Source organism: Pseudomonas sp. SCT, assembly GCF_003864275.1.
GTDB lineage: Bacteria > Pseudomonadota > Gammaproteobacteria > Pseudomonadales > Pseudomonadaceae > Stutzerimonas > Stutzerimonas stutzeri_AE.
The window spans coordinates 353,163-379,029 of the sequence record NZ_BDJA01000005.1 but is presented as its reverse complement, the minus strand read 5'-3'; the positions used below and the strand labels follow the sequence as shown (position 1 = coordinate 379,029).

At 60.6% G+C, this 25,867-nt stretch carries 24 protein-coding genes; 5 read left to right on the top strand and 19 right to left on the bottom strand.

Going from position 1 to position 25,867, the window contains the following annotated elements; all coding sequences use genetic code 11:
* Positions 1-187: 187 nt before the first annotated feature.
* From BHD08_RS15315 to BHD08_RS15255, 13 genes are all read right to left on the bottom strand, one after another.
* Positions 188-1,435 carry an OprD family porin gene (locus BHD08_RS15315; protein WP_256678698.1) on the bottom strand — a complete coding sequence of 416 codons (1,248 nt, stop codon included), beginning with the start codon at positions 1,433-1,435 and terminating at the stop codon, positions 188-190.
* A 120-nt stretch (positions 1,436-1,555) separates the two neighbouring features.
* A complete protein-coding gene (locus BHD08_RS15310) occupies positions 1,556-2,761 on the bottom strand; it encodes a benzoate/H(+) symporter BenE family transporter (RefSeq protein ID WP_125023298.1) in 1,206 nt (401 codons plus the stop codon).
* A gap of 197 nt (positions 2,762-2,958) precedes the next feature.
* A complete protein-coding gene (gene catA, locus BHD08_RS15305) occupies positions 2,959-3,900 on the bottom strand; it encodes a catechol 1,2-dioxygenase (RefSeq protein ID WP_015277456.1) in 942 nt (313 codons plus the stop codon).
* A 71-nt stretch (positions 3,901-3,971) separates the two neighbouring features.
* Complete coding sequence (catC, locus tag BHD08_RS15300) at positions 3,972-4,262, bottom strand: muconolactone Delta-isomerase (protein WP_015277457.1); 291 nt, start codon at positions 4,260-4,262, stop codon at positions 3,972-3,974.
* A 15-nt stretch (positions 4,263-4,277) separates the two neighbouring features.
* Positions 4,278-5,399, bottom strand: a complete 1,122-nt coding sequence (locus BHD08_RS15295) for a muconate cycloisomerase family protein (protein WP_125023296.1) — start codon at positions 5,397-5,399, stop codon at positions 4,278-4,280.
* 35 nt (positions 5,400-5,434) lie between these two features.
* Positions 5,435-6,778 carry an MFS transporter gene (locus BHD08_RS15290; RefSeq protein ID WP_125023294.1) on the bottom strand — a complete coding sequence of 448 codons (1,344 nt, stop codon included), beginning with the start codon at positions 6,776-6,778 and terminating at the stop codon, positions 5,435-5,437.
* Positions 6,779-6,888: 110 nt separating this feature from the next.
* A complete protein-coding gene (locus BHD08_RS15285; RefSeq protein ID WP_125023292.1) occupies positions 6,889-7,668 on the bottom strand; it encodes a 1,6-dihydroxycyclohexa-2,4-diene-1-carboxylate dehydrogenase in 780 nt (259 codons plus the stop codon).
* Positions 7,669-7,739: 71 nt separating this feature from the next.
* A complete protein-coding gene (gene benC / locus BHD08_RS15280; RefSeq protein WP_125023290.1) occupies positions 7,740-8,750 on the bottom strand; it encodes a benzoate 1,2-dioxygenase electron transfer component BenC in 1,011 nt (336 codons plus the stop codon).
* Between the two features lie 103 nt (positions 8,751-8,853).
* Positions 8,854-9,342, bottom strand: a complete 489-nt coding sequence (gene benB, locus BHD08_RS15275; RefSeq protein WP_015277462.1) for a benzoate 1,2-dioxygenase small subunit — start codon at positions 9,340-9,342, stop codon at positions 8,854-8,856.
* A complete protein-coding gene (gene benA, locus BHD08_RS15270) occupies positions 9,343-10,704 on the bottom strand; it encodes a benzoate 1,2-dioxygenase large subunit (protein WP_015277463.1) in 1,362 nt (453 codons plus the stop codon).
* Positions 10,705-10,944: 240 nt separating this feature from the next.
* Positions 10,945-11,898 (bottom strand): AraC family transcriptional regulator, encoded by a 954-nt coding sequence (locus tag BHD08_RS15265; protein WP_125023288.1) that lies wholly within the window; start codon positions 11,896-11,898, stop codon positions 10,945-10,947.
* Positions 11,899-12,084: 186 nt separating this feature from the next.
* A complete protein-coding gene (locus BHD08_RS15260; protein WP_125023286.1) occupies positions 12,085-13,227 on the bottom strand; it encodes an HD domain-containing phosphohydrolase in 1,143 nt (380 codons plus the stop codon).
* On the bottom strand, positions 13,217-16,102 hold the full coding sequence (locus tag BHD08_RS15255) for an ATP-binding protein (RefSeq protein ID WP_125023284.1): 2,886 nt from the start codon (positions 16,100-16,102) through the stop codon (positions 13,217-13,219). Before BHD08_RS15255 ends, BHD08_RS15260 begins: the two co-directional genes overlap by 11 nt.
* Positions 16,103-16,576: 474 nt before the next feature.
* On the opposite strand from BHD08_RS15255, the gene BHD08_RS15250 reads away from it, so the two are divergent.
* The gene (locus BHD08_RS15250; protein ID WP_125023282.1) at positions 16,577-17,401 is read left to right on the top strand and encodes a MinD/ParA family protein; all 825 of its coding nucleotides are present in this window, start codon (positions 16,577-16,579) and stop codon (positions 17,399-17,401) included.
* A 21-nt stretch (positions 17,402-17,422) separates the two neighbouring features.
* Here the strand turns inward: BHD08_RS15250 and BHD08_RS15245 are convergent, their stop codons facing one another.
* On the bottom strand, positions 17,423-18,241 hold the full coding sequence (locus tag BHD08_RS15245; RefSeq protein ID WP_125023280.1) for a response regulator: 819 nt from the start codon (positions 18,239-18,241) through the stop codon (positions 17,423-17,425).
* A gap of 75 nt (positions 18,242-18,316) precedes the next feature.
* The gene (locus BHD08_RS15240) at positions 18,317-18,943 is read right to left on the bottom strand and encodes a response regulator transcription factor (protein WP_106155279.1); all 627 of its coding nucleotides are present in this window, start codon (positions 18,941-18,943) and stop codon (positions 18,317-18,319) included.
* A gap of 517 nt (positions 18,944-19,460) precedes the next feature.
* On the opposite strand from BHD08_RS15240, the gene dusA reads away from it, so the two are divergent.
* Positions 19,461-20,465, top strand: coding sequence for a tRNA dihydrouridine(20/20a) synthase DusA (gene dusA, locus BHD08_RS15235; RefSeq protein WP_122099691.1), 1,005 nt, complete (start codon positions 19,461-19,463; stop codon positions 20,463-20,465).
* Between the two features lie 130 nt (positions 20,466-20,595).
* Positions 20,596-21,522, top strand: coding sequence for a transaldolase (gene tal / locus BHD08_RS15230; RefSeq protein ID WP_125023278.1), 927 nt, complete (start codon positions 20,596-20,598; stop codon positions 21,520-21,522).
* Here tal and rssC read toward each other — a convergent pair whose 3' ends face one another.
* Both rssC and rssB read right to left on the bottom strand, forming a co-directional pair.
* Positions 21,523-22,005, bottom strand: a complete 483-nt coding sequence (gene rssC, locus BHD08_RS15225) for an anti-sigma factor antagonist RssC (RefSeq protein WP_015277472.1) — start codon at positions 22,003-22,005, stop codon at positions 21,523-21,525.
* On the bottom strand, positions 22,002-23,186 hold the full coding sequence (rssB, locus tag BHD08_RS15220) for a two-component system response regulator RssB (RefSeq protein ID WP_106155282.1): 1,185 nt from the start codon (positions 23,184-23,186) through the stop codon (positions 22,002-22,004). Before rssB ends, rssC begins: the two co-directional genes overlap by 4 nt.
* A gap of 193 nt (positions 23,187-23,379) precedes the next feature.
* Between rssB and BHD08_RS15215 the strand changes: the two genes are divergently transcribed.
* On the top strand, positions 23,380-23,679 hold the full coding sequence (locus tag BHD08_RS15215) for a PilZ domain-containing protein (protein ID WP_106155283.1): 300 nt from the start codon (positions 23,380-23,382) through the stop codon (positions 23,677-23,679).
* A 38-nt stretch (positions 23,680-23,717) separates the two neighbouring features.
* On the opposite strand, the gene BHD08_RS15210 is transcribed toward BHD08_RS15215, so the two are convergent.
* The gene (locus BHD08_RS15210; protein ID WP_106155284.1) at positions 23,718-24,416 is read right to left on the bottom strand and encodes a VacJ family lipoprotein; all 699 of its coding nucleotides are present in this window, start codon (positions 24,414-24,416) and stop codon (positions 23,718-23,720) included.
* A 226-nt stretch (positions 24,417-24,642) separates the two neighbouring features.
* On the opposite strand from BHD08_RS15210, the gene BHD08_RS15205 reads away from it, so the two are divergent.
* On the top strand, positions 24,643-24,909 hold the full coding sequence (locus BHD08_RS15205) for a DUF4404 family protein (protein WP_106155285.1): 267 nt from the start codon (positions 24,643-24,645) through the stop codon (positions 24,907-24,909).
* 40 nt (positions 24,910-24,949) lie between these two features.
* Here the strand turns inward: BHD08_RS15205 and queF are convergent, their stop codons facing one another.
* A complete protein-coding gene (gene queF / locus BHD08_RS15200) occupies positions 24,950-25,780 on the bottom strand; it encodes an NADPH-dependent 7-cyano-7-deazaguanine reductase QueF (protein ID WP_125023276.1) in 831 nt (276 codons plus the stop codon).
* Positions 25,781-25,867 lie beyond the last annotated feature (87 nt).

Below are 25,867 nucleotides of genomic sequence, written 5' to 3'. Positions count from 1 at the left end.
GAATCCGCCATCCGTGCAACCCTTTTATTTCGCTAACCTTTTGATTTACAAGAGGTTTTGCTTAAGGACTGCGCCGGAAGTGGTGCGCATTATAGGAGCCTGAAAACTAACGTCAACCGTTTATTTCCACATCGGACGAATTCGTTGCCGGGCTCCTATATCGATAGCCGTTCCGGCGAGTTAACACTTAGAACAGCGTCAGCGTATAGCTCAGGATCAGACGGTTCTCATCAATGTCACTGCGATAATTGGAGCGTGCCGCCACATTGCGGATACGAACACCTACGTTCTTAAGCGGACCGCTTTGAACGGTATAACCGAGGTCCAGATCGCGCTCGCGTGCATTGCCTTCGAAACCGTTATCTGTATCGACGTTATCGCTGGTGATGTAGCGCACCGTTGCGACCAGGCCCGGAACGCCGACAGCGGCGAAGTCATAGTCGTAGCGTGCCTGCCAAGAGCGCTCATCTTTTTCGGCGAACTCATAAGTCGGCACCTCGTTACCCAGCGGCGTTACGTTGGCGAAGACCCGAGGAAACGCGCTGTCGCCGTAAATCGCCTGATAACCGACATAGAACGTGTGGCCGCCCCGCTTGGCTGACAACAGCGAATAGAAAGCCTGATTGTCGATGGTACCGGCGAGCTTGCTGCCATCTTCCTGCGAGTCATAGAAGCCAAGGTTGGCGCCAAGCGTCCAGCTGCCCAACGGCTCGCTATGCTTAAGACCAATGAAGCGTTGGTTATAAATGTCTTCCAATTGCGCGTACCAGGCACTCAGCGAGGTTCGCTTGGCATTGAACGCATAGTCGCCCCCAGCATAGTTGAAGGCATCGCTCAGCCCAGTCTGCGGCGTACGCCCCAGCATGGCCCGCATCCGGTCATCCCCCGCTTCGTTGCGCAGGCTGGTCGAACGCAGATGACCTCCCTGCAAAGTCAGGCCGTCGATCTCGTTGGAAACGATACTTGCGCCCTGATAGGTAGGGGGTAAGAGGCGAATGTCGCTGAAGGTCAGGACCGGGAGATTCGGCTGCAGTTCGCCAATCTTCAGCTCGGTATTGGACAGTCTCACCTTGAGCGCAGCGCCCAGTCGGCTGTAGTCGTCCGCTGCGCGGCCATCGTCGCCGACGGGCAAAAGCCCGGTCCCCACTCTATCGCGGCTACTGTCCAGCTTCAGTCCGAGCAGCCCGATTGCATCGATGCCCACACCGACCGTCCCCTGGGTATAGCCGGACTTGAAGTTCAGGATGAAGCCCTGCCCCCACTCCTCTGCCTTCGATTGCTGACTTTTGCCTACGATGTCGGAGAAGTCCCGGCTGAAGTAGTAATTACGTGCTTGCAACGTGGCAGTGGACTCCTCGATGAAGCCGCCTTCGGCGGCCTGCACAGCTGGGAAGGCGGAAGCCGCTGCAACGGTCAAGGCGAGTCGGGAGATCATTGGTTTTTGCATGGTTGGCGTCTCTTGTTGTTGTTTGCAGGTGCACGCGGCCGCCCTCCGACGTGGCGTCAGCGGTAACGGCAGCTTTGGTTGCTCGGGTGTGGCGTTGGTGTCGCGAAATCAGCGTGCCGTCTGTTGCCTCTTCGCCGCTGTTGCCCAGGCCGGATGCAAGCGCAGTAGAAGATGGGCAGTGATGCCGAAGATCAGCCCCCAGAACGCAGCAGACAGGCCAAGGAACGACATACCTGACGCGGTGACCAGGAATGTAATCAGCGCTGCCTCACGGTCATCGGGCAGAGCCATCGCAGCGCTCAACGCGCCGCCAATGGCCGCAAGCAGTGCGAGACCGGCCAGGGCAGCAATCAGGGCCGCGGGGAAGGCAGTGAAGATGGAAACCAGCGTCGCGCCAAATATGCCCAGCAATAGATAAAAGACGCCGCCGGATACGCCGGCCACGTAGCGTTTCGCCGGGTTCTCGTGTGCCTCTCGACCGGTGCAGATCGCCGCGGTGATTGCAGCTAGATTCAGGCCGTGACAGCCGAACGGCGCCAGCAATAGCGAGCCCAAGGCACTACTGCTGATCAACGGGCTGGCTGGCGTGCTGTAGCCCGCGTTGCGCAGTACCGCCATGCCGGGAACGAACTGTCCGGTCAGCGCCACCATGATCAGAGGGAAGGCGATATTCAACATGACCTGCCAGCTGAAATCAGGGTTGATCCAGACCGGCGTTGCCAGTCCGATTACCAGGGCTTCGCTACGCAGCTCTCCTGATGCGATCGTGATCGTCACGCCGATCACCAACACCGCGAGCACCGCGTAACGCGGCATGGCGCGCTTGAAGATCAGATAAGTACAGAACATCGCCAGCACCAGCCAGGGCTGCTCCTTGATGGAGACGAAAAGCCCGGTACCGAAGCGGAACAGGATGCCCGCGAGCATCCCTGCAGCAATGGCGGACGGCAGACGATTGATGATGCGATCGAACGCACCGGAAAGGCCGACCAGCAGCACCACCACGCTCGTGACGATATAGGCGCCGATGGCCTCGTTCAGGGTGATGTCGGGCAACATGGTCACCAGCAATGCCGAACCCGGCGCGGACCAGGCGATGATGATCGGCACTTTGTAGCGAAGGCTGAGCAGGATGCCGAGCACACCGCTGCCGATGGAGATCGTCCAGACCCAGGAAGACAGTATGTCGTGCGGCATGTTGCCGGCTTTGGCCGCCTGAAAAATGATCACCAGCGGGCCGGCATAGGAAATCACGGTCGCGATAAAACCGGCGACCACGGCGGAGAGCGAGAAGTCTTTGAGCAGAGCTTTCATATCGCCTCGCAAGGTAAGGCTTGGGCGTCCGTGACAGTGTCCGGAGCACTCTTGTTTTATGTGATGCGGCCGGCAACCCGCATCGCTTGTGTCGCTGACCCGCATTGCGGTGCACATGGGTTGGAAACGCACAGCGCTCCCACTGGCACCATCACCTCGGGTATGAATGGTTTCATCCATCCACACCCGAGCTGCCATCAGGCGTTCTGCAGAGCGCGCGGGCGGGCGCTGCGCTGTTCGGCTTCCGGCGCCGGAGCAGCCTGCAGCTGGAAGTCGAAGGTCAGTTCGGCGAAGCGGCTGCCTTCGATACCACGGGCGCGGGCGGCTTCGGCGTCTTCGACGAAGCGGATGTCACCGACCAGGCCGTCGCGGGTGGCGTAGGCGAAGTCGTCCCAGAGGTACTCGTCGCCAGCCAGATTGATCTGGGTGGTCAGGTGACGGTGACCCGGTGCCGAGATAAAGAAGTGGATGTGCGCCGGACGGCGGCCGTGACGACCAAGATGATCCAGTACTTCCTGGGTCGGGCCATCGAGCGAGCAGCCATAGCCGGACGGCACGATGCTGCGCGCGCGGTAGTTGCCGTTCTCGTCAGTGACGATGCGGCGACGCAGGTTGTACTCCGACTGGCTCTTGTCGAAGTAGGAGTAGTTGCCCTTGGTGTTGGCGTGCCACAGGTCGACCACGGCGTTGGCGACAGGCTTGCCGTCCGGACCGGTGACTTGGCCCTGCAGGAACATCACGGTGGCGACGTCCAGTTCGCTGCCGTCGTCCATGCGCGTTTCAGCTTGGCTGATCGGGGCGCCGGCGACGTACAGCGGGCCCTCGATGGTGCGCGGGGTGCCGCCGGTGAGGCCCTGCTGCTCGTCCTTGGCGTCTTCCAGCAGGTCGAGGAAGTGCTCCAGGCCCAGGCCGGCAACCAGCAGACCGGCTTCGTGGCGACCGCCAAGGCGGTTGAGATAGTCCACGGCCTTCCAGAATTCGTCCTGAGTGATTTCCAGGTCTTCGACGATTTTCGCAGTGTCGACCAGGATGCGGTTGATCACGGTCTTCATGCGGCTGCTGCCGGCGTCGTTGCCGAAGCCGCTGGCTTCCTTGAAGAAGTTCTGAACGTCGCTGGTTTGGGAGATTTTTACAGTCATGGCACAGGCCTCATCTTGTAATTGTGGTCACGGTTTAACTGACCGGGGCGAACCCCGGCTTCGAACAGAAATCAGCGGTCGTCGTCGCGGATCGACGAGGGGTGCCGGCAAAGGGCGTTGACCTCGATCTCCATGTAGGGGAACAGCGGCAGTTGCATCAGGGTGTCGTGCAGTTCCTGCACGCTGGCCACATCGAACACGCTGTAGTTGGCGTACTGGCCGGCGATGCGCCACAGGTGGCGCCACTTGCCCTCGCGCATCAGGCCTTGAGCGAGTTCCTTCTCGTCGGCCTTGAGCTTGGCGGCCTTTGCCGGGTCCATGTCGACCGGCAGTTTTACGATCATCTTTACGTGGAACAGCATCTGTTCAGCCTCCGGTTACTTGCGAGCAAAGAACGCCAGGCGCTCTTCATCCAGGGTCAGGCCCAGGCCCGGCGTGCGCGGCACTTCCAGCCGGAAGTCGCGGTAGACCGGCGCCTCGGTGACGATTTCCTCGGTGAGCAGCAGCGGGCCGAACAGCTCGGTGGCCCAGGTGAGCTTGTTGATGGTGACGAAGGCATGCGCCGACGCCAGGGTGCCGATGGCGCCCTCGAGCATGGTGCCGCCGTAGAGTGCGATGCCCGCCGCCTCGGCGATCTGCGCGGTGCGCAGCACGGCACGCGGACCACCGTTCTTGGCGATCTTCAGGGCGAAGATGCTCGCCGCGCCGTCGGCGGCCAGGCTGAAGGCGTCCTCGACGCTCTCGATCGACTCATCGGCCATGATCGGTGCAGGGCTACGCTGGTTCAGACGAATCTGGCCGCCACGGTTGATCCGCGAGATCGGCTGTTCGATCAGGTCGATGCCGTTGTCGCCGAGGATGCGGCAGGCACGCAGCGCCACCGACTCGTCCCAGGCCTGGTTGACGTCTACGCGCACGCTGGCGCGCTCGCCGAGAGCCTGCTTGATGGCGATGACGTGCTTGAGATCGGCGCTCACTTCGCCCGCACCGATCTTCAGCTTGAAGATGCGGTGGCGGCGGATGTCGAGCATGTGCTCGGCTTCCTCGATGTCCTTGCTGGTGTTGCCACTGGCCAGGGTCCAGGCCACTTCCAGGCTGTCGCGAACGCGACCGCCGAGCAGCTCGCTGACCGGCAACCCGAGGCGCTTGCCCTGCGCGTCCAGCAGCGCGCTTTCGAGGCCGGACTTGGCGAAGGTGTTGCCCTTCGCCGCCTTGTCCAGACGCAGCATGGCTGCGTTGATATTCGCCGCATCCTGACCCACCAGCAGCGGGCCGAGATGGCTGTCGATGTTCTGCTTGATGCTTTCCGGGCTTTCGTTGCCGTAGGCCAACCCGCCAATGGTGGTGGACTCGCCGATGCCTTCGATGCCGTCGCTGCACTTCACGCGGATCACCACCAGCGTCTGCTGCTGCATGGTGTGCATGGCCAGCTTGTGCGGGCGAATGGTCGGCAGGTCGACGACGATCGCCTGGATGCTTTCAATCAGGATGGGGCTCATATCGATTTCCGATTTACCAGTGTCAGTTCAGGGGATCAGGCCTTGGCAGCCGAAATCACCACCGGGGCCGCAACGGTGCTGCGCTTGCTGGAGATGGCGAATACGCTCATGGCCAGCGCCGCGATGATTCCCGGTACGGCGAAGGCCATGAAGTTCAGTTGCAGCGGCAGGTTGATGCCCAGCAGCGCACCACCCAGCAGCGGCCCGACGATGGCGCCGTTGCGGCCGATGCCCGAAGCCCAGCCCAGACCGGTGGAGCGGATCGACAAGCCGTAGAACTGTGCGGCGGTTGCGTAGAGCAGGATCTGGGTGCCGATCACGGTGGCACCAGCGATAAAGATCAGGGTGTAGAGCACCGGCATCGGCGTCTTGAAACCCAGCAGGCTGATCGAGACCACGGAGATGGCGAAGAACACCACCACCACCTTGGACAGGTTGAAGCGGTCACCCAGCCAGCCGCCGAGAATCGCCCCGGCCATGCCGCCGAAGTTCAGTGCCAGCAGGAAGGACAGGCTCGAACCCAGGCTGTAGCCGGCGTTGGCCATCAGCTTCGGCAGCCAGGAACCCAGCGCGTAGACCATCAGCAGGCAGCAGAAGAACGCGACCCAGATCGACACGGTGCGCACGCCACGACCGTCGCGGAACAGCTCGAGTACCGACGCGCTCTTGCCCTTGATGTCGCTCATCACCAGTTCGTCGTTGGCGCCGAGCTGGCGGGTCGGATCAACCTTGTTCAGCAGCGCGCGGGCCTGTTCGGTACGACCCTGACGAACAAGAAAACCGACCGATTCCGGCAGATACCAGATGATCACCGGCAACAGCAGCAGCGGCACGGCGGCAGCGAAGAACATCGCTTCCCAGCCGAAACGCGGCAGCATGTAGATACCGAGACCGGCCGACAACATGCCGCCCAGCGAATAGCCGCTGAACATGACCGCGACCAGAGTGCTGCGCAGTTTCTTCGGCGCGTACTCGTTCATCAGCGCGACTACGTTGGGCATCAGCCCGCCGCAGCCGAGTCCGGCGAGAAAGCGGAAGATGCCGAATTCGGTTGGGGTGCTGGCGAAGCCGTTGAGCACGGTAGCCGAGCTGAACAGCACGAAGCAGATTGCGATACCCATCTTGCGGCCGATGCGGTCGGCCAGGGTGCCGAATACCAGGGCGCCGAACATCATGCCGAACAGCGCGTAACTGCCCAGAGCACCGGCTTCCAGCGGGGTCAGCCCCCACTCTTTCATGATCACCGGCAGAACCACGCCGTAGATGAACAGATCGTAGCCGTCGAAGATCAACAGCAGTGCGCACAGGCACACGACCAGCCAGTGAAACCCGTTGAAGCGGGCGTTATCGATGACCTCGTGTACGTCTACTTTTCGCATGGCGAGACTCTCTATTGTTTTTGTTAGTCGCAGGTCGGCCACCGCCGGCGAAACCACCAGTAGCGTCGTGCCCTGGCGCTTCCCCCGGCCAAGGCCGGTGTATCGATCACTCAGCCGAGGTCACCGCCTCCCACCGGCAACGTCACCCCAGTGATATAGGACGCATCATCAGAGGCCAGGAAGAGAATGGCGCCGGCTTGCTCGTCGATGGTTCCGTAGCGCTTCATCAATGATGAATCGACGGTCTGATCGACGATCTGCTGGTACCAGATCTTCTCCTGCTCGCTCTGCTCGGCGGCGTTGCGCGGAATGCGGCGTGGCGGCGCCTCGGTGCCGCCCGGCGCGGTGGCGTTGACGCGAACGCCGCGCTGGGCATTCTCGAACGCCAGGCAGGCGGTCAGTGCATTGACACCACCCTTGGCCGCGCCGTAAGGCACGCGGTTCAAGCTGCGGGTTGCGATCGACGAGACGTTGACGATGGCACCAGCGCCCTGCTCCAGCATGTGCGGCAGCGCGGCGTGACAGCACCACAGCGTCGGGAACAGCGAGCGACGCACTTCGGCCTCGATCTCGTGCTCCTGGTAATGCTCGAACGGCTTGGCCCAGATGGTGCCGCCGACGTTGTTGACGAGGATGTCCAGGCGCCCGAAGCGCGCCTTGGCGGCGTCCATGACGCGGTGACAGTCGGCGAACTGCTCGAGATCGGCGGTCATGGTCAGGACTTCGACGCCCTTGGCGCCGAGCTCATCGGCCAGTTCATGGACCAGTTCGGAACGGTCGACCAGCAGCAGGCGACCACGCTCTTCGCCCATGCGCTCGGCCACACGACGGCCGATGCCCTGTGCGGCACCGGTGATCACCGCGACTTTGTTCTGGAAACGTTTGTTCATCTACCCAACCTCTGGAATGGCGAGGATTCGGTGGGCAATGCTGCGCAGTTGCCCACCCTACGGTTGGCCGATCAGGCGCTGGCGGCGAACTTCTCGTAGTAGAAATTGGCCGGCTGCAGGCCCTGCTCACGAATGAACTGGTTAACCGACTCGACCATGGGCGGCGGGCCGCACAGGTAGATGTCCACTTCGCCTTCGTTGAGGTGCTTGGGCTCGATGTGCTGGGTGACATAGCCCTTCTGCGGGTACTGACTGTCGGTGCTCGACACGCAGGCGCTGTAGGTGAAGTTCGGGATGCGCGCGGCGAAGTCGGCGAGGCGATCCATCTCCACCAGATCAAAGTCGTTGGACACGCCATAGATCAGGTGCAGCGGATGCTCGCTGCCCTGCTCGGCGATCTTCTCCAGCATCGCGGTGAACGGCGCCAGGCCGGTACCGCCAGCCAGCAGCAACAGCGGACGCTTGATCTCACGCAGGTAGAAGCTGCCCAGCGGACCTGCCAGGGTCAGGCTGTCGCCGGCCTTGGCCATGCCGCTGAGGAAGCTGCTCATCAACCCGCCCGGGACATTGCGGATCAGGAAGCTGACCTCACCGTCCCTCTGCAGCGAACTGAAGGAATAGGCGCGGGTCTGGTCGGTCCCCGGCACCTGCAGATTGACGTACTGCCCCGGCAGGAAGGCCAGCTGGGTCAGGGCTTCGCCCTTGATCGACAGTGCGATGGTGCTTTGCGACAGCTGGCGGACGTTGCTGATGGTCGCTTCGTAGCTGGCCTGGGTGGTCTTGCAGACGTCCGACGAGGCCGGCACGCGAACCACGCAGTCGCTCTCGGCGCGCATCTGGCAGGTCAGCACGTAGCCCTGGGCGGCTTCGTCTTCGCTCAGCGCGTCTTCGATGTATTCCTCGCCAAGGTCGTACTGACCGGCTTCGGCAAAGCATTTACAGGCGCCGCAGGCACCGTCACGGCAATCGAGGGGGATGTTGATGCCCTGACGATAGGCTGCATCGGCTACGGTTTCGCCGATCTTGGCGTCGATGAAGCGGGTGACCCCGTCTTCGAAATTCAGTGCGATCTTGTGGCTCATGGCGCACCTCGCTCAGGCGTTTTCTTGTTGTCAGCGCATGGCCTGGCCATGCGCACACGTAAGGTGGGCGAGCAGCGGGTTGGCCGCCGCCCGTACGGGCGACTCAGATGTGGTAAACGTCTATCACCTGGCGCACGTAGTCGTTCTTCAGCACGACCTTCTTGGCCTTGATCAGCGGGCTCTCACCGCGCGTATCGAGGGTGTAGAAGCTGGTGCCGTAGAAGTGGTCGACGGTCTTGTAGCGGAAGCTCATGGTGTGCCAGTTGAAGCGCACCTTGCAGAAGCCTTCACCCTGCTCGACGATTTCCAGGTTGGTGATGTTGTGCGAGGTACGGGTGTCCGGGATCGTCGCACTGGAGCGCTCGGTGCGGATGCGGAACACGCGATCCTCCAGGCCGCCGCGGTTGCCGTACCAGATCAGGGAGATTTCGGTCTGCGGGTTTTCCACCAGCTCGTCGTTGTCATCCCAGGCCGGCATCCAGAAGGAGGCGTCCGATGCGTAGAGCTCGAGCCAGCTGTCCCAGTCCTTGTCGTCCAGGTAGCGCGCTTCGCGATAGAGGAAGTCACGTACCGCTTCGTAGGAAATGGCCATTTACGCGCCCTCCACGTGGATCAGTTGGTCCTGCTCTTTCTTCACGGCCTTGACCATCTGGTCGCGCCAGTAGCCGTGCTGCACCACGTACAGACCTTCGTCTTCGGTGCGCACGCCGCTGAGCAGCGGATGCAGGTCGATCTGCTGGGCGCTTTCGTCGGCCCCTTCGATCCAGTGAGCAGCGCCGCGGGACATATCGTTCCACTGCAGCGAACGGCCCTGGAAGCCTTCCTGACAGGCGCGGAACTCTTCCAGATCGTCCGGCGTGGCCATGCCCGAGACGTTGAAGAAGTCTTCGTATTGACGGATGCGACGGGCGCGAGCCTCGGCGCTCTCGCCCTTCGGCGCGATGCAGTAGATGGTGACTTCGGTCTTGTCGACGGAGATCGGACGGGCGATACGCAGCTGCGAGCCGAACTGGTCCATCAGGTACAGGTTCGGATACAGGCACAGGTTGCGCGAGTGGCCGATCATCCAGTCGGCACGGGCCTCGCCGAACTCTTCGACCAGACGATCACGCTGCGAGAACAGCGGACGGTCTTCCGGGTTGTCCCAGCGGGTCCAGAGCAGCATGTGGCCGTTCTCGAAGGAGTAGAAACCACCGCCCTTCTTGCCCCAGCCGCCGGCGCTCATGGCGCGAATGTCGTCGCCCGCGTCTTTCAGCTTGCGCTGCTGCTGGGTCGCGGCGTAGTTCCAGTGCACCGCGGTGACGTGGTAACCATCAGCACCGTTTTCGGCCTGCAGCTTCCAGTTGCCGTCGAAGACGTAGGTGCTCGAACCGCGCAGCACTTCCAGGCCTTCAGGCGACTGGTCGACGATCATGTCGATGATCTTGCGCGACTCGCCGAGGAAATCTTCCAGCGAGGAAACGTCGGGGTTGAGGCTGCCGAACAGGAAACCGCGGTAGGACTCGAAGCGCGCGACCTTCTTCAGGTCATGCGAGCCGTCGCAGTCGAAGCTCTCCGGATAGCCGGCTTCCTTGGGGTCCTTCACCTTGAGCAGCTTGCCCGAGTTGTTGAAGGTCCAGCCATGGAACGGGCAGGTATAGGTCGCCTTGTTGCCGCGCTTGTAACGGCAGAGCGTTGCGCCGCGATGGCTGCAGGCGTTGATGAAGGCGTTGAGGACCCCATCCTTGTTGCGGGCGATGAAGATCGGCTGCCGCCCCATGGTGGTGGTGTAGTAGTCGTTCTTCTCGGGAATCTGGCTCTCGTGGGCAAGGTAGATCCAGTTGCCCTCGAAGATGTGCTTCATCTCGAGCTCGAAAAGCTCCGGCGCGGTGAAAATCTCACGCTTGCAGCGAAAGATGCCTTTCTCTTTGTCTTCTTCAAGCAGCGAATCAAGGTAGTCGATTCCCAGGGACATGGCCGGGGCCTCCGTTGTTATTGTTTCTACGTGATGAAGGCTACGGCGCTGGAGGCGGCATCAATATCCGTTTCCTGCAGGACCTTTATCCGTTTTCTGCACAACGCAAGAAGGCAAATTGACGCACCCACAGGCAGCCGACGGCCAGCCCGCCCGCAAGGGGGCGGAACAGCTCGACAGCGAGGGTGGTAGTGAAGAAAAGGAGCCGCTGCCGTCGGAATGGCAGCGACTCAAGGGGACTCAGTGATGGCGGCGCAGCGTGTCCGAAGGCAGCTCGCCGAAGGTGCTCTTATAGCTTTCCGAGAAACGGCCCAGGTGCATGAAGCCGTAGTCCATGGCGATCTCGGTGATGTTGCGCACCTTCGCCGACGGGTCGCTCAGTCGACCGTGGATCTGCTCCAGCTTGCGCTGACGGATATACGATTTTGGCGTGGTGCCAACCTTGCGTTCGAACAGCAGGTAAAGCGAGCGCAGGCTCATGTTGGCCAGTGCGGCCAGCTGCTCAACCGAGATGTCCTTTTTCAGATGCTCATCGATGTAGTCGGTCAACCGCCCGAACGAAGGACAGCTGTCGCCGAAAGGATCGCGCCGGATATTGCTGGCCAGGCTGAAAAGCAGCTTGCTGGCGATGATCCGACTGTACTGTTCCTGGATTTGCGGGATGCTCTGCTCGGAGCCAGCCTCGCGGCAAATCAGGCTGACCAGACTATCGAAGCCATCCAGATCCTTGAGTGCATGGCGATTGGCACTGAAGCGAATGCCGTCGGCAGGTGCCTGCCATTGGTTCTCGCTGCAGGCTTTTTCCAGAAAGGATGCCGGCAACTTGACGATGAGCTTTTCGCAATCATCCGAATAAGTCAGGTCAACCGGGTCGTCGGGGTTGATCAGCAACAGCTCGCCGGGAGTGAAATAGTGCTCCTGGCCTCGCCCGCGCCACAGGCAGTGGCCGCGCTGCAACAGCTGCAAGTGAAAGATGGTTTCCAGCGCCGGCGAAGTGACATGGACACTGCCGCCGTAGCTGATCTGGCAGAGGTCGAGTTTGCCGAACTTGCAGTGACTCAGGCTCGCCTGCGGGCTGCCCGTGCGCGGCAGACGAATGCAGTGCGACCCCACGTGCTGATTGACGTAGTCCGAGACGGCATGCGGGTCGGCATGCTCGAAGATCCTGCTTTTATCGCTCAGCAGTCTGTCCATCACCAGGCACTCAAATTATTTTTATCGTTCGCGGCGCTCACGCACCAGCGCCTTTGCACCAGCACTGCAAGTGCTCGGGCTTGATCCATGTCAAGAATATAGGTTGATTCAAGCATAGGAGATTCGACCAACGGACGACATACGTTCGTTCGGTGACCGCACAGTTTTTGTACAGCTTCGAAGCGGTCAGGATCGAGCACGCTGACGCGGAGCTAACGCACCGACGACTGATCCTGAGTAGTCCTGCTCGGCACCCACCGATGCCGCCTGAGCCAGCGGGTCCGCCAGGCTGCCCTGCATGTCCTCGATCTGCTGAAACATACCGCTCAATACATCGACCAGCGCCGGGTCGAAGTACAACCCCGCCTGCTCACGGATATAGGCCTGCGCCCTCTCCTTCGACCAGGGTTCCTTGTACGGCCGCGGGGAGCGCAGCGCGTCGTATACGTCGCATAGCGCTACCACCCGCGCCGAGAGCGGGATCTGCTCACCCTTGAGGCCCTGGGGATAGCCGGTGCCGTCCCAGCGCTCATGGTGGTACAGGGCAATCTCGGCCGCCATTTCCAGCAACGGAGACTCTTCCCCGTCACGCAAGATCGCGTGGCCGATCTGGGTGTGCCGCTGCATGATCTTGCGCTCGAGGTCGGTGAGCGTGCCGGGCTTGAGCAGAATGTGGTCAGGGATGCCGATCTTGCCAACATCATGCATCGGAGCAGCCAGGCGTATGCGCTCCACCCACTCGGCAGGCTGGCCGAGCGCCGCCGCGATCAACGCTGCCGACTCACCGATACGGATAATGTGCTGACCTGTCTCGTCATCCTTGTATTGCGCGGCGCGCGACAGACTGCAGATGACCGACTGGTAGCTCGCGTTCAGCTGCTCGGTACGCTCTAGGACCTTGCGTTCCAGTGTTTCCCGTTCGGTCTTCAGCTGCTTGCTGGCCCAGCTCAGCTGCAACTGGTTGCGTACTCGCAGCAGCAGCTCCGGCAGGTCCAGCGGCTTGCTGATGAAATCATTGGCGCCCAGCTTGAGACTTGTGCAACGACTTTCCCTGTCACTGAGCGCGCTGACCATGACTACCATGCGGTTGTGTTCGCGGTCGGAAAGGCTGCGGAGAATGTCGAAGCCGTTGGGAGTCGGCATGTCCACATCGAGCAACAGCAGGTCCCAATCGTTCTGCTGCAGCCACGCAAGCCCCGCAGCAGAGTCGTTGAAAGCCATTATCCGTTGCACGCCGATTGCCCGAACGCTGGACTCAAGCAGACGCAGGCTGGCAGTGATGTCGTCGATGACGACTACGGTGGAGTGGCGAATTTCATCAGACAACACCTTGCGCCACCTCCGCCAACAGCGCCTCGATCAACCCGCGCAACTCCTGCATATCCAGCGGTTTGCGCAACAGCCCCTGGCAGTCCAGGCTTGCCGCTCGCAAGGCTTCGGCGCCAGTGACGGCACTCAGCACCACGACGGGCACGCCCTGGCAGCGCACATCGCGGCGCAAGCGACTCAACAGCTCCTCGCCATTCATCTCCGGCAATTTGAGGTCGAGCAACACCAGATCAGGCGGCGCTGCAAGTATCTGCTGCAGCGCGCTGACGCCATTGCTCGCCACCTCGACGCTCGCAATGTCCGCAAGCGCAGTGCGCACCAGAAACTGGCTGGCAGGGTTGTCCTCCACGTAAAAGACACGGGGTAATTCCTGGCGCACCACGGGTTCCAGTGACGCTTCGTTCCCCAGCAGCGGCAGCTCGATCCAGAAGCTGCTGCCAATGCCCGGTTCGCTGTGCAAACCCATGCGACCCCGCATGAGCGTTGCCAGCTCCTGGCAGAGCGCCAGGCCGATACCGGTTCCCTGGATCATGGTGTTCTCGCGTCCGAGGCGCTGGAACGGCTCGAATACCCGGTTCTGCTGGTCGCTTGCGATACCCAACCCGGTGTCCTCCACCAGCAGCCGGATATAACCGGTCGCCACCTGATAGCTGAGCGTCACCTGGCCGGCCGGCTTGTTGTACTTGATCGCATTGGAAAGCAGGTTGAGCAGGACCTGGCGCAGCCGCCGCGGGTCGGCGCGAACCTGCAGTGTGCTTTCGGGAAGATCGACGTTCAGTTGCAGCCCGCGCTCGGCCACCTCCGCACGTACCAGCTCGGCACTCTCCTGCATCAGCTTGCTGACGTTGACCATCTGCAGCTCTACCGAGGTTGACTGCAGCTGGGTGCCTGACCAGTCGAGGATGTCGCCAACCAGCTGATTGAGATGACGGCTGGCCCTGAGAATCTCATCGAGGAAGTCGGCGTTGCCATCGGGCCGCACGTCCTGCTTCATGCGCATGAGCTGGGCGAACCCCTGGATCGCATTCAGAGGTGTACGCATTTCGTGGCTCATGCTGGAGATGAAGCGAGACTTCGCCTGGTTGGCCACCTGAGCATCCAGGATCGCCTGCCGCAATTCCGCCTCGATACGCTTGAGCCCATCGATGTCCACATGGGTTCCGGCGACCAGCGCGGCCTTCCGGGTGACCGGGTCTCGCTCCAGCACCCTGCCGCGGCTCAGCAGCCAGTGATATTCGCCGTCACGGCCGGCGAAACGGAATTCGCCCGAATAGCTGTCATCCGTGCCATTGGCCATATCCACGTGAGCCTGGCGAACCCGCTCGACATCATCCGGATGCACCCGAAGGAAAAAGTCTTCAAGCGCGATGACTTCGCTGGAAAGGCCGAAGCGCTGACAGAAACGCCCGCGAAGTCGGGTCATCCCGGTTCGGTAATTGATTTCCCAGAGGCTTTCGGTAGCACTCTCCAGGACCAATTCAAGGCGCTCATGGGTACGCAGGCGCTGCGCTTCGCTGTTTTCCAGCTGCATGCCGACCAGCGAGGCGTGCCCGGCCATCTGGTCGAGTTCGCGTATGTCGGAGGTCACCCGGGCAGGCAGCCAGTTGCCCTGCCCGATCTGATCCATCATCTGCGAAATACCGGCAATCGGGGCCAGGAGCTGCTGGCTGAGCCTGCGTGCGCGCGTCCACATGTAAGCGAAGAAGGCGAGATAGAACAGCACCAGACCACCAATCAACAGATAGCCGATCTGCTGGTAGCGACTGGCCAGCGCGTTGGTCCGGCTGAACACGTCCGCCTCATCGACGACCGTCAGCAGGCGCCAGCCGGTAGGCTCGATGACCGACCACGCCACAAGGTGGGTACGCCCATTGAGCACGACTGATTCGACACCGCTGGACCTTGCATCGATGGCCTTCGCCAGCGCCAACGTCTGCGGGTTCCTGTCCAGCCTGAAGTCCTCCGGCTTGAAGATTTCGCGGCGCACGGCATCGTCGTAGGAGTGCTCGGTCAGCTCGTCCAGGCCGAAATCGGCTTCACCGGGCTCGGGCAGCGCAAGAATGTTCAGGTCAGCCCCGACCAGCATCGCATAGCCATTCCATGGCACCTGCAACTGGCCAATCTGCTCAAGAATGCCGCCAACCGTGATATCGACCCCGACCACACCTTCGAGGAAGTCGCCACGGTATACCGGTGCGATCGCCGACATCATCCAGCCGTGCCCGGCCGGATCGACATAAACATCGGTCCACACCACTTTGCGCTCGGGGTTATGCGTGGCATCGGCCAGGTAGTAGAAGTTGTAGTTGGGGATCACCATGTCATGCGGATACTGATCCGGCGTCAGAAACCAGGGATAGATGTGGTTGAGACTGTCCCAGCTGTTGAAGTAAACGCTGTCCACGAGCAGGTTGTTGCGCTCGATCTCTTTCATCAGCGGCTCCAGAACCGACAGCTTCGCGACCTTCTGTAGGTCCTGCTGCTCGGCCGCCGTGGAGTTCGCGTAGAAAACCGCGGCGCCCCCGTCATCTGCTGGCGTATAGCGCACACCGTTGTCGCTGAGCGCGAGCTTTGGCAGCGCTGGCGTGCTCTCGTCGAGCAGCGCCCGAGTGGTGAGATTGCGATAGGTCTCGGCCTGCGCGCGAACCTGCACAAGCTGCTCGACCACCACGCGGGCCTCCTGATTCGCCGAGGCTTCGAGGTCCTCGACGGCGCTTTGCCTCAGGTACTCGATCTGAGCATCGCGAATCGCGTTGTTACTCAGCAGATACACCGCGATAAGCACCATCTCCACCAGAACCAGTGGAATCAGCGCACTCTGGACGAACGCGCGCCAGATCCATTTACGCAGCCCGAGAAAAGTTTTCGACCGCATGAAGGTAATTCCCAGATTACTTAGAGATGCGCAAGAGTTGCGGGCAGTTCGAATGATTGAGCATGGGCCTGACACAGGTAGCCAAACGGCGAATGAAAAAGCCCAGGTTGCAAAGAAGAAGGTCAGCCCGAACAGCCGTATGGCTGGCTGACCTAAGTGCGTGACCATTCGGTTTGCAGGGGCGCGAAAACCTGCGCCACCAGAGATATGTGCCCGAAGAGCGCAGCACACGCACATTTGCTGAGGAAATTCTGCGGAGACGTGCACGTTAATTCAAGGCGGCGCCAGCTAATAAGAAATTTCCTACAGCGGCATCCGACGTTTCGCCGTTAAGCCGGAAAAAAACTCTGGGATCATTTCGACAGACAGGCAGGAACCTGACCGAGCAGCAATGAATCTGCCCCTGGCCCGGTGTCGCCAAGCAATCCGCTCACGGAAACCGGGTGAATCATTCCCGAGCAAAGGAGAAACACAGTGAACCCTGTCCAGGTTATCGCTGTTACTGGAGGTAGAGGGGGCTGCGGCAAGACGAACGTTACCGTGAATCTTGCGCTGGGCCTGGCTTCCCTGGGGCGCCGGGTCATGATTCTCGACGCGGACCTGGCGCTGGCTAATGCCCATGTCCTGCTTGGGCTAACCAGCAAACAGACCGTCGCCGACGTGCTACGCGGCACCTGCTCAGCGGAACAGGCGATGCTGACCTTCAAGGGAAATGTCCGGCTTCTGCCAGGGACATGCGGCGATCTGTCGATGGCGCATTTGACCGCCACCCAGCAAGCAGGCCTGATTCATGCTGTCAGCGATATCCGCGACACGCCCGACGCTCTGATTATCGACACGGCGTCAGGGATTTCCGATTCGACGATGAATTTCATTCGTGCCTCGCGGCAGGTACTGGTGGTCATCACCGACGAGCCGGCATCGTTGAATGGCGCCTACAACCTCATCAAATTGCTCAACCGCAATTACGGGATCAATCACTTCCATGTGCTGGCGAACATGACCCGCACGCCCCATGAAGGTCGCGCGCTGTTCTCCAGGCTGGTCCAGATCACCGATCGCTTCCTGAGCGTCGTACTGGACTACCTCGGCGACGTGCCATTCGATGAAAGCGTCCGCGCGGCAGCGCAGAAGCGCCGTGCGGTATTCGAAGCCTATCGGAAGTCGAAATGCGCCATGGCTTATCAAAAGCTGGCAAAGAAGGTCGATGAATGGCCGCTGCCGGTCTATCCCCGCGCGCATCTGGAGTTTTTTGGAGACAACCTGCTCAATCCCGCGCTGGAGCGCCTGGCGTCCTGACTCGAGTGCTGCGAACGGCAGTCAACAAGCGCCGAGCTGCAGTTCCTGGAGAGCGGCGTCCAGATTTCGTAATGCGTTCAGCAGCGACTCCGTCTCACGGCGCACGCCACCGAAGGACGATTGTTCGATACAGACAGCTTCCAACGCCTGGCAACTACGAACCACATCCTGCGCGCCAATCAGACCGACCGCCCCCCTGATCCGGTGGGCGAAACTGGCCAGTTCCTCGATGTCGCGCGCCATTATCAACTGCTCAAGCTTGTGAATATCTGCCTGGGTGGTCCGATGCAAGGTGCTTATCAGCAACTGCATCGCATTCGGATCCGCCGCGGGCAAACGCCTCAGTCGTTCCCGCAGCACTTGCGAATCCAGTTCACCGCCTGGAGCGTTCTGCGCATCTGACGACACGCCTTGCATATGCGCCTTTATATAGCGGTCGATATCGACCAGATCCATTGGCTTGAAAAAGCACTCATCCATTCCTGCCGACAGGCATCGCTCACGCTCCTCCGCAACGGCATTGGCCGTAAAGCCGATGATCAGACAGGGTTGCGCCGACGCTGCCTGTTCCTCTTTGCGGATTGCCAGGGTCAAGGCACAACCATCCATCACCGGCATTCGAGAGTCGGTGATCACAACGTCAACATCACCGGAAAGCCATTGGGCAAGCGCTGCCTCACCATCAGATGCGGCGACGACCCGATAGCCAAGAAAGCTGAACTGCTGCTGAAGCAGCATCAATCCAGGCGGATAGTCATCGACAACGAGCAATCCCAGTTGCGGCGGGTTCGCGGATTCATCACCAGACGGCCTATCTGCTGGATAAAGGCTGGTAACCATTAGCTCGACTCGGTAAGTGAGGAAGCACCGCAATATGCCAGGCGGCACGCTCGCCCCGGCTCGTTGATGCCGTGGTCAGGTGAAGGAATTACGCTTGGCGATTTCCGCCAGATCGACCAAGGTACGGACCCTGAGCTTCTCCATGATGCGTGTCTTGTAGCAGCTGATGGTCTTGTTGCTGAGCGCCAGATCCTCACCAATCTGCTTGTTCGAGTGACCCAGAGCCAAAAGACGCAGCACGGTGATTTCCCGGTCCGAGAGTGAGTTCAACCGCTCGATCTCCGACCCCGAAGCGTCGCGATGGCTGACGGAACCGGCAGTCAGGCTCGGAAAATAATCGTAGCCAGATCTTATCGCTTGGATCGCGCTGCTCAGCTCGCCAAGATCTCCGGTCTTGCAAACATAGCCCGCTGCCCCTGCCTGGCGGCACCGCGTAGAGAACAGTCCTGCTGGCTGCGAGCTCAGCACCAGCACCTTGAGCGCATCATTCAACAGCCGTAACCGCATGATCACCGACAAGCCGTCCAGCTTCGGAATACCGATATCGACAATGACCAGGTCAGGCTCAAGTGCCTTGGCCTGCTGTATGGCATCGACGCCGTTGTCGGCCTCTCCCACTACGCTATAACCATCACGCTCGAGCAGCATGCGCACTGCCAGACATATGAATGGATGATCATCAACGATCAGGACTGTTTTCATACATTACATAAACCGAGGCGTACTAATAGCACTATGACAGAGCCCAGCTCCTGCTTGCAATTATGTGAGCGACTTAACATTCCTGTTTAGCCAATATCAATTTCCGATATGGACTTTCATCTAATTCCATAATTGGAACACTTTAGGAACACGGAAAAACCGTAGCCTCGCAAGTCACAACTGACACTGCCAAAAAAAGCAAACCGATCAACTTTTGGCTGCCGTTAAGTTTCCGTCTCGAATGAGCCTGGCTAAACCAGCCAGGCGACATTTCTCTGCACACATAAGCGACCTGACCGATTGCCTCATCATCCGGTCAGCCTCGCCCAGCTTGCCTGCCCCTCAGCCGCGCGCACACGAGCTACTGCGTGTAAACTTGCGCACTGTTTTTCACAGGGCTGTGGCGCAACCCACCATACAGGGCATGCGCCGTGATCAGCCAAACGCCTTGTCGTCCCCTCGGCGTGGCGTGAGAACGCTCCCTCAGGAAATGCTGCAGCAACACTGCTGGAACCCTATGTACGAATCCGCCCTAGCCGACACGCCGCGCCCTGTACTTACCCGCCGCTTCTCCGTAGCACCGATGATGGACTGGACGGATCGCCATTGCCGGTACTTCCTGCGCCAGCTTTCCAAGCATGCCCTGCTCTACACCGAGATGGTCACCACCGGTGCGCTGCTGCATGGTGATGCGCAGCGGTTTTTGCAGCATGACGAGAGCGAACACCCGCTGGCACTCCAACTGGGTGGCAGCGTGCCCGGCGATCTGGCGGCGTGCGCGAGGCTCGCCGAAGCTACGGGGTACGATGAGGTGAATCTCAACGTCGGCTGCCCCAGCGATCGGGTGCAGAACAACATGATCGGCGCCTGCCTGATGGGCCATCCGCAACTGGTCGCCGATTGCGTTAAGGCCATGCGCGATGCGGTGGGCGTCGAGGTAACGGTCAAGCACCGCATCGGCATCAATGGACGCGACAGTTATGCCGAGCTCTGCGACTTCATCGGTCAGGTGCGCGAAGCCGGCTGCCGCAGCTTCACCGTGCATGCGCGCATCGCTATCCTCGAAGGCCTGTCGCCCAAGCAGAACCGCGAAGTGCCACCGCTGCGCTACGACGTCGCCGCCCAGCTCAAGCAGGACTTCCCGGACCTAGAGATTATCCTCAACGGTGGTATCAAGACGCTGGAAGAATGCCGGGCGCATCTGCAGATCTTCGATGGCGTGATGCTCGGCCGAGAGGCCTACCACAATCCCTATCTGCTGGCGCGGGTAGATCAGGAGCTGTTCGGCAGCGATACGCCGGTGATCAGCCGGGCGAAGGCACTGCGCAACATGCGGCCGTATATCGAGCAGCATCTGGCGCAAGGCGGTGCAATGCACCACATCACTCGGCATGTACTTGGCCTGGGACAGGGCTTCCCCGGCGCACGACGCTTTCGCCAGCTGCTTTCGGTGGACATTCACAAGACCAGCCAGCCTCTTGCACTGCTCGATCAGGCGGTAACGCTGCTCGAAGGGCACTGACCGTCCGCATGCAAGGAACGCAGTCTGCGCAATTGAATCAAAGCCAGGCGCATCCGGGTCCACACGCTCGTTGAGCGGGCCGTCTGGCTCGGGTAAGGTCATGCCACTCACAGGACGGAGCCCCTCTTACATGACTTCCAAGCTGGAACAACTCAAGCAGTTCACCACGGTGGTCGCCGATACCGGTGACATCGACGCCATTGCCCGCCTGAAGCCGGTGGACGCAACCACCAATCCGTCGCTACTGCTCAAGGCAGCAGCCATGCCGCGTTACGCGGAGCACCTCGGCAATGCCATGAAGCAGTGCCAGGGCGATATCGGCCTGGCCTGCGATCTCTTCGCCGTAGCCGTTGGCAAGCAGATTCTGGAGCTGATCCCCGGGCGCATCTCCACCGAGGTCGACGCACGCCTTTCCTTCGATACCCAGGCCATGGTTCAGCGCGGCGAGCGCCTGATAGGCCTCTACGAGCAGGCTGGCATCAGCCGCGATCGCGTATTGATCAAGATCGCCTCCACCTGGGAAGGCATCCGCGCCGCCGAGCAACTGGAAAAGGCCGGCATCCAGACCAACCTCACGCTGCTGTTCTCCTTCACCCAGGCCGTGGCCTGCGCCGAGGCCGGCGTGTTCCTGATCTCCCCGTTCGTTGGCCGCATCTATGACTGGTACAAGAAGCATGAGGGTCGTGACTACCAGGGCGCGGAAGATCCGGGCGTACAATCGGTCAGCCGCATCTACGATTACTACAAGGCGCACGGCTACAAGACGGTGGTAATGGGCGCGAGCTTCCGCAATGTCGGACAGATCGAGGCACTGGCCGGTTGCGACCGGCTGACCATCAGCCCGGAACTGCTCGGCGAGCTGGCCGAAGCCAGCGGCACGCTGGAGCGCCAGCTGCAGCCCGGTCGCGAATCAGAAGCGCGTATCAGCCTGGATGAGAAGAGTTTCCGCTGGGGCCTGAATGAGGATGCAATGGCGACCGAAAAGCTCGCCGAAGGCATCCGTCAGTTCGCGCGCGATCAGGAAAAGTTAGAAGCGCTGCTGGCCAAACTGGCCTGATCAGGACCGCTCCAAAGCGGTGACGAGGTCATGGAAGGCCTCGCGATTGGACTCGTTGAGGCTCATCAGAATCCGGTGAGCCTCCAACACCTTCGCTTTCACCACCTCTTCCGACTGATCCTGCGATGGCAGATCAGCCAGGCACTCGGGGCAAGGGAGCGGAGTGTCGACGATATTGAATACCTGATCGAAGCCCATCGACTGCAAGAGTCGAGTGATATCCGGGTGGGTAGTGACCAGGGTCGGCAACATGCCGACCTTCTGCCGCGACAGGATCGACAGCTTGGCCAGCAGGCCCAGGGTGGTGCTGTCGATGCTACGGCTCTCAGTCAGATCTATGACGATGGACGAAAAATTGAGCGACGAGAAGATCTTCTCGATCGTTGCATCCAGCGCCGAACAGAGCGTCAGACGAATCTCACCAATGAACTTCAGAACAAAGGTGCCATCCATCTCGGCGAACTGGATTCTTCCAGTACTCATGCAAGGTTCCTGCTCAACACCAGCAAGGCGATATCGTCGGGCATGTCAGCCAGTTCGGCCAACCCGAAGACTCGACGTAATCCATCCAGCGTGCCACCAGCCTGGGTTATCAGGCCGGGCAGCGCGGACTCTTTTTCTTTGAGTGTCTCACCGGGCAAAAGGTCCAGAATGCCATCGGAGAGCAATGTCAGACTGAAGGTCTCCGGCAGCTTCAGCTCGAAATTCTGGTAGGTGGCCTCGACGAACAACCCGACCGGCAGACCACGCCCTTCCAGATAGTGGGCACCTTCGCCGGTATAAAGTACCGGCATCGGCAGATGACCACCGATGCTGTAATGCAGCACGTCATGTTCCTGATCGATCACCCCGCCAAGCATGGTCACGTGCTTGCCCAGCTTGCAATTGATCAGACCGCGGTTGATGTGGTCGAGCACTTCCGACGGTTTGAACTCGCGCAGCATCCCACCGCGGCGCGATTCGTACAGCAGGCGGGTGGTCATGAACTTGAGCAGCACGGTGACGAATGCCGATGAAGCACCATGGCCGGACACGTCGGCGAGGTAAAAGCCGATGCGCCGCTCGTCCACGCGAAAATAGTCGACGAAGTCACCGGACAGGTACAGCGAGGGGATGATCTGGTGGGCGAAGTCGAAGCCATCGACGCTCCAGGGGGTCACCGGCAGCATGTTCATCTGCACCTGGCGACCAGCGTCCTGATCTTCCTGCAACAGATGCAGGCTGGCTTGCAGGTCGCGGTTGGCCGTTTCGAGCTGCTCGCGGTAGCGACGGTTCTCCAGGCGCAGACGGGAACGGTCCAACGCACGGCGTACCGAGTGTTCGAGCATCGCCAGGTCTTCGAGTGGCTTGATCAGATAATCGGCGGCGCCCAGGCGCAACGCCTCGACGGCATCGCTCATCACGCCGGCACCGGAAACCACGATCACCGGAAGGTCGATCTGACGCTCGCTGATCTGGCGGATCAGTTCCAGGCCATCCATCTGTGGCATGCGCAGGTCGCAGATCACCAGATCAGGCTGTTCCGAATCGAACAGCTCCATACCCTGCGGGCCATTGGCTGCCTGCAGGACACGGAAACCGCTGTCATCCAGATAGGCAGCCAGACTGGCTCGAACCACATCGTCGTCATCTATGATCAGCAGCGTCGCGCTTGGTTTAAGCATGTTCCTACCAGGCGGTATCGCCAGGATGATTGGCGAAAACATTGGCCCCGCGTAACGTCGGGTTGGGTACGTTTCAAGGCGCAGACGGTACTCCCATACGTTCGGGGTTTCAAGCCGACCGGCCGGCGCCTTTACAGGTCGAATTGAGGGGAGCTATAAGAACGCAGCGAACCATATATAAAAGGTTGAGACCATGAGCCAGAAAGACCGGGATTACAGCGAAAAACGCGATTTTATCCGCATGCAGATCGAAACCACCGTTGCACTGGAACATGGCGATACAAAACTCAGCGGCATCTGCACCGATCTATCCAGCACCGGCATGCAGGTACTGGCCAGTACGGACCTGCGCATGGGCGACAAGGTTCGCGTACTGATCCCTTCCGAACACAGTGAGCTGAAAGGCCTCGACGCACAGACCGAAGTCGTTCGCATCACCCAGCTTGACGATGGCCGGCAGAGCCTGGGTCTCGCCATCCTGTCCATGTCCTGAACTGGCGCTGCAGATGGCCGCGATCACGCGGCCATGAGTCAGAAGTCGTCCTCGACCTCGCCATCCTTGACGCGGAACTCGCGGTTCTGCAGATAGGCGTTGCGTACGAAAATGTAGCGATCGCCGCGAATCATCTTCTCAGCGGACAGCAGCCCGGCGCGGGTATCCACCAGATCGACGCCACGCGTGACATTGCGCGTCGGGACGTGCCCCATGTGCGGATAAGGCTCGAGGAACGAGTCCGGCACACGGCCAAAGGCATCACGCACAGTACTCGGCCCCAACAGCGGCAGCACGACGTAAGGCCCGCTTCCCAGGCCCCAGGCACCGAGGGTCTGGCCAAAATCCTCATCGTTCTTGTGCAGGCCCATGCGGGTGGCGACATCAAAGAAGCCGAGCACACCGAAGGTGGTGTTGAACAGGATACGGCTGGTGTCGATGCCAGCATCGCGAACCTTGCCCTGCAGCAGATCGTTGGTCAGCACGATCACGTCGCCGAGATTGCTGAACACGTTACCGATACCGTCTTCGACGAACTCAGGGGTCACCTTCTGGTAGCCCTTGGCCAACGGCTTGAGCGTGTAGGTGTCGACAGTGTCGTTGAAACGGAACACCGCACGGTTGACACCTTCCCACGGATCTTCTTCTGCCAGTGCAGGCGCCGCGCCAAGCATGGCGATAGTGGCGACGAAACCGGCCTTGAGCACGGCGATCCAGGCCGTAGCGATCTTGGGCATTGCTTTTTCTCCATAGGTACTGGTGCATGCGGCGCACCGACGCAGACCGCGCAGTATAGAGCGAACGCCTGATTTTCGGCAGTCAGCCGGACGTTTGGCTTTCATCTCTCCGCGCTCAGTCAACGCCGCCTTTGGCAAAGGCACAGACAAGGTGCGGCCGCTGGTTTAACCTTTGATCATCGAGGTTCATACCAAGTCGCCCGTAAACCCATGAGAGGGAAGCAAAATGCCGGAACATGATCTGCAGTCGCAGCTCGAAGAACTGCGTAATCAACTGGCCCAGGACACACCGCTGACTGACGAGGAACGGGCTTCGCTGCACGCCATCGCTCAGGACATCGAGTCCAGACTGGCGACTCAAGACACCGGCGAATCCAACGACTCGCTGGTGGATGGCGTCAACCTGGCGGTAGAGCGTTTTGAAGTCAGTCACCCGAATATGGCCATGACCCTGCGCAACATCATGCAGACCCTGGCCAACATGGGCATCTGAAGCAGGATGGCGGGTCGCGCTGCGGGCGCGACCCGTTGCGTCACTGACGTACCAGCCGGCGATTGTCGACGGCCATCGCCTCGGTACTGCGATAGGGATTGATATCCAGCCCGCCGCGGCGCACGTAACGGGCATAGACGGTCAGCTTCTCGGGCTGCAGCAGGCGCTGCAGATCGAGGAAGATGCGCTCCACGCACTGCTCGTGAAAGTCGGCGTGCTGGCGAAAGCTCACCAGATAGGCCAGCAGACTCTCCGCCTGCAACGCCGCGCCGCGGTACTCCACGACCACGCTGCCCCAGTCAGGCTGGCCCGTCACCGGGCAATTCGATTTGAGCAAGTGGCTGTACAGCGACTCCTCGATCACACGTCCCGCATCACAGACCAACAGCTCCGGCTGCGGATGGTCATAGTGCTCGATGGCAACGTCCAGATCGTCGATACAGCGACCCGGCAGCGTTGCAACGCCCTCGCTCGCCACCTCATCCAGCGTACGCAGGCGCACCTTTACGGCTTTGCCGGCCGCCGCGGATAGATCGGCGATCATCAACTCGACCAGCGCCTCACGCGACTCGAACACAGACTGGTTCAGCGAGTTCAGATAGAGCTTGAACGACTTGGATTCGATGATGCTCGGCGAGTCCGCCGGAATCTCGAATTCACCGATCGCCACCACCGGCTTGCCCGACGGCAACAGCCAGGACAGCTCGTAGCAATTCCACAGATCCACGCCCTGATAGGGCAGCGTCTCGGCGGTCAGTCCGAGTTCGGCCCACTTTGGCGCGCGCGGAATCGGAAACAGCAGGTGCGGACTGTAGGTGGCGACGTAGTCACTGGACTTGCCCAGCGGGGAATGTTCGGCGGGATGCTGCATCGGAATGGACCTGAACGAAAAACGCCGCGAAGTTTAGCGCTTCGCGACGTTCTTTTCAGCGCCATCGGCGCAGCGGCCGAATCCAGT

Excerpts from the sequence above, each read along its gene's own strand:
- BHD08_RS15315 (WP_256678698.1), bottom strand. The coding sequence starts at position 1,435 with ATGATCTCCCGACTCGCCTTGACCGTTGCAGCGGCTTCCGCCTTCCCA.
- BHD08_RS15310 (WP_125023298.1), bottom strand. The coding sequence starts at position 2,761 with ATGAAAGCTCTGCTCAAAGACTTCTCGCTCTCCGCCGTGGTCGCCGGT.
- catA (WP_015277456.1), bottom strand. The coding sequence starts at position 3,900 with ATGACTGTAAAAATCTCCCAAACCAGCGACGTTCAGAACTTCTTCAAG.
- catC (WP_015277457.1), bottom strand. The coding sequence starts at position 4,262 with ATGCTGTTCCACGTAAAGATGATCGTAAAACTGCCGGTCGACATGGAC.
- BHD08_RS15295 (WP_125023296.1), bottom strand. The coding sequence starts at position 5,399 with ATGAGCCCCATCCTGATTGAAAGCATCCAGGCGATCGTCGTCGACCTG.
- BHD08_RS15290 (WP_125023294.1), bottom strand. The coding sequence starts at position 6,778 with ATGCGAAAAGTAGACGTACACGAGGTCATCGATAACGCCCGCTTCAAC.
- BHD08_RS15285 (WP_125023292.1), bottom strand. The coding sequence starts at position 7,668 with ATGAACAAACGTTTCCAGAACAAAGTCGCGGTGATCACCGGTGCCGCA.
- benC (WP_125023290.1), bottom strand. The coding sequence starts at position 8,750 with ATGAGCCACAAGATCGCACTGAATTTCGAAGACGGGGTCACCCGCTTC.
- benB (WP_015277462.1), bottom strand. The coding sequence starts at position 9,342 with ATGGCCATTTCCTACGAAGCGGTACGTGACTTCCTCTATCGCGAAGCG.
- benA (WP_015277463.1), bottom strand. The coding sequence starts at position 10,704 with ATGTCCCTGGGAATCGACTACCTTGATTCGCTGCTTGAAGAAGACAAA.
- BHD08_RS15265 (WP_125023288.1), bottom strand. The coding sequence starts at position 11,898 with ATGGACAGACTGCTGAGCGATAAAAGCAGGATCTTCGAGCATGCCGAC.
- BHD08_RS15255 (WP_125023284.1), bottom strand. The coding sequence starts at position 16,102 with ATGCGGTCGAAAACTTTTCTCGGGCTGCGTAAATGGATCTGGCGCGCG.
- BHD08_RS15245 (WP_125023280.1), bottom strand. The coding sequence starts at position 18,241 with ATGGTTACCAGCCTTTATCCAGCAGATAGGCCGTCTGGTGATGAATCC.
- BHD08_RS15240 (WP_106155279.1), bottom strand. The coding sequence starts at position 18,943 with ATGAAAACAGTCCTGATCGTTGATGATCATCCATTCATATGTCTGGCA.
- dusA (WP_122099691.1), top strand. The coding sequence starts at position 19,461 with ATGTACGAATCCGCCCTAGCCGACACGCCGCGCCCTGTACTTACCCGC.
- tal (WP_125023278.1), top strand. The coding sequence starts at position 20,596 with ATGACTTCCAAGCTGGAACAACTCAAGCAGTTCACCACGGTGGTCGCC.
- rssC (WP_015277472.1), bottom strand. The coding sequence starts at position 22,005 with ATGAGTACTGGAAGAATCCAGTTCGCCGAGATGGATGGCACCTTTGTT.
- rssB (WP_106155282.1), bottom strand. The coding sequence starts at position 23,186 with ATGCTTAAACCAAGCGCGACGCTGCTGATCATAGATGACGACGATGTG.
- BHD08_RS15215 (WP_106155283.1), top strand. The coding sequence starts at position 23,380 with ATGAGCCAGAAAGACCGGGATTACAGCGAAAAACGCGATTTTATCCGC.
- BHD08_RS15210 (WP_106155284.1), bottom strand. The coding sequence starts at position 24,416 with ATGCCCAAGATCGCTACGGCCTGGATCGCCGTGCTCAAGGCCGGTTTC.
- BHD08_RS15205 (WP_106155285.1), top strand. The coding sequence starts at position 24,643 with ATGCCGGAACATGATCTGCAGTCGCAGCTCGAAGAACTGCGTAATCAA.
- queF (WP_125023276.1), bottom strand. The coding sequence starts at position 25,780 with ATGCAGCATCCCGCCGAACATTCCCCGCTGGGCAAGTCCAGTGACTAC.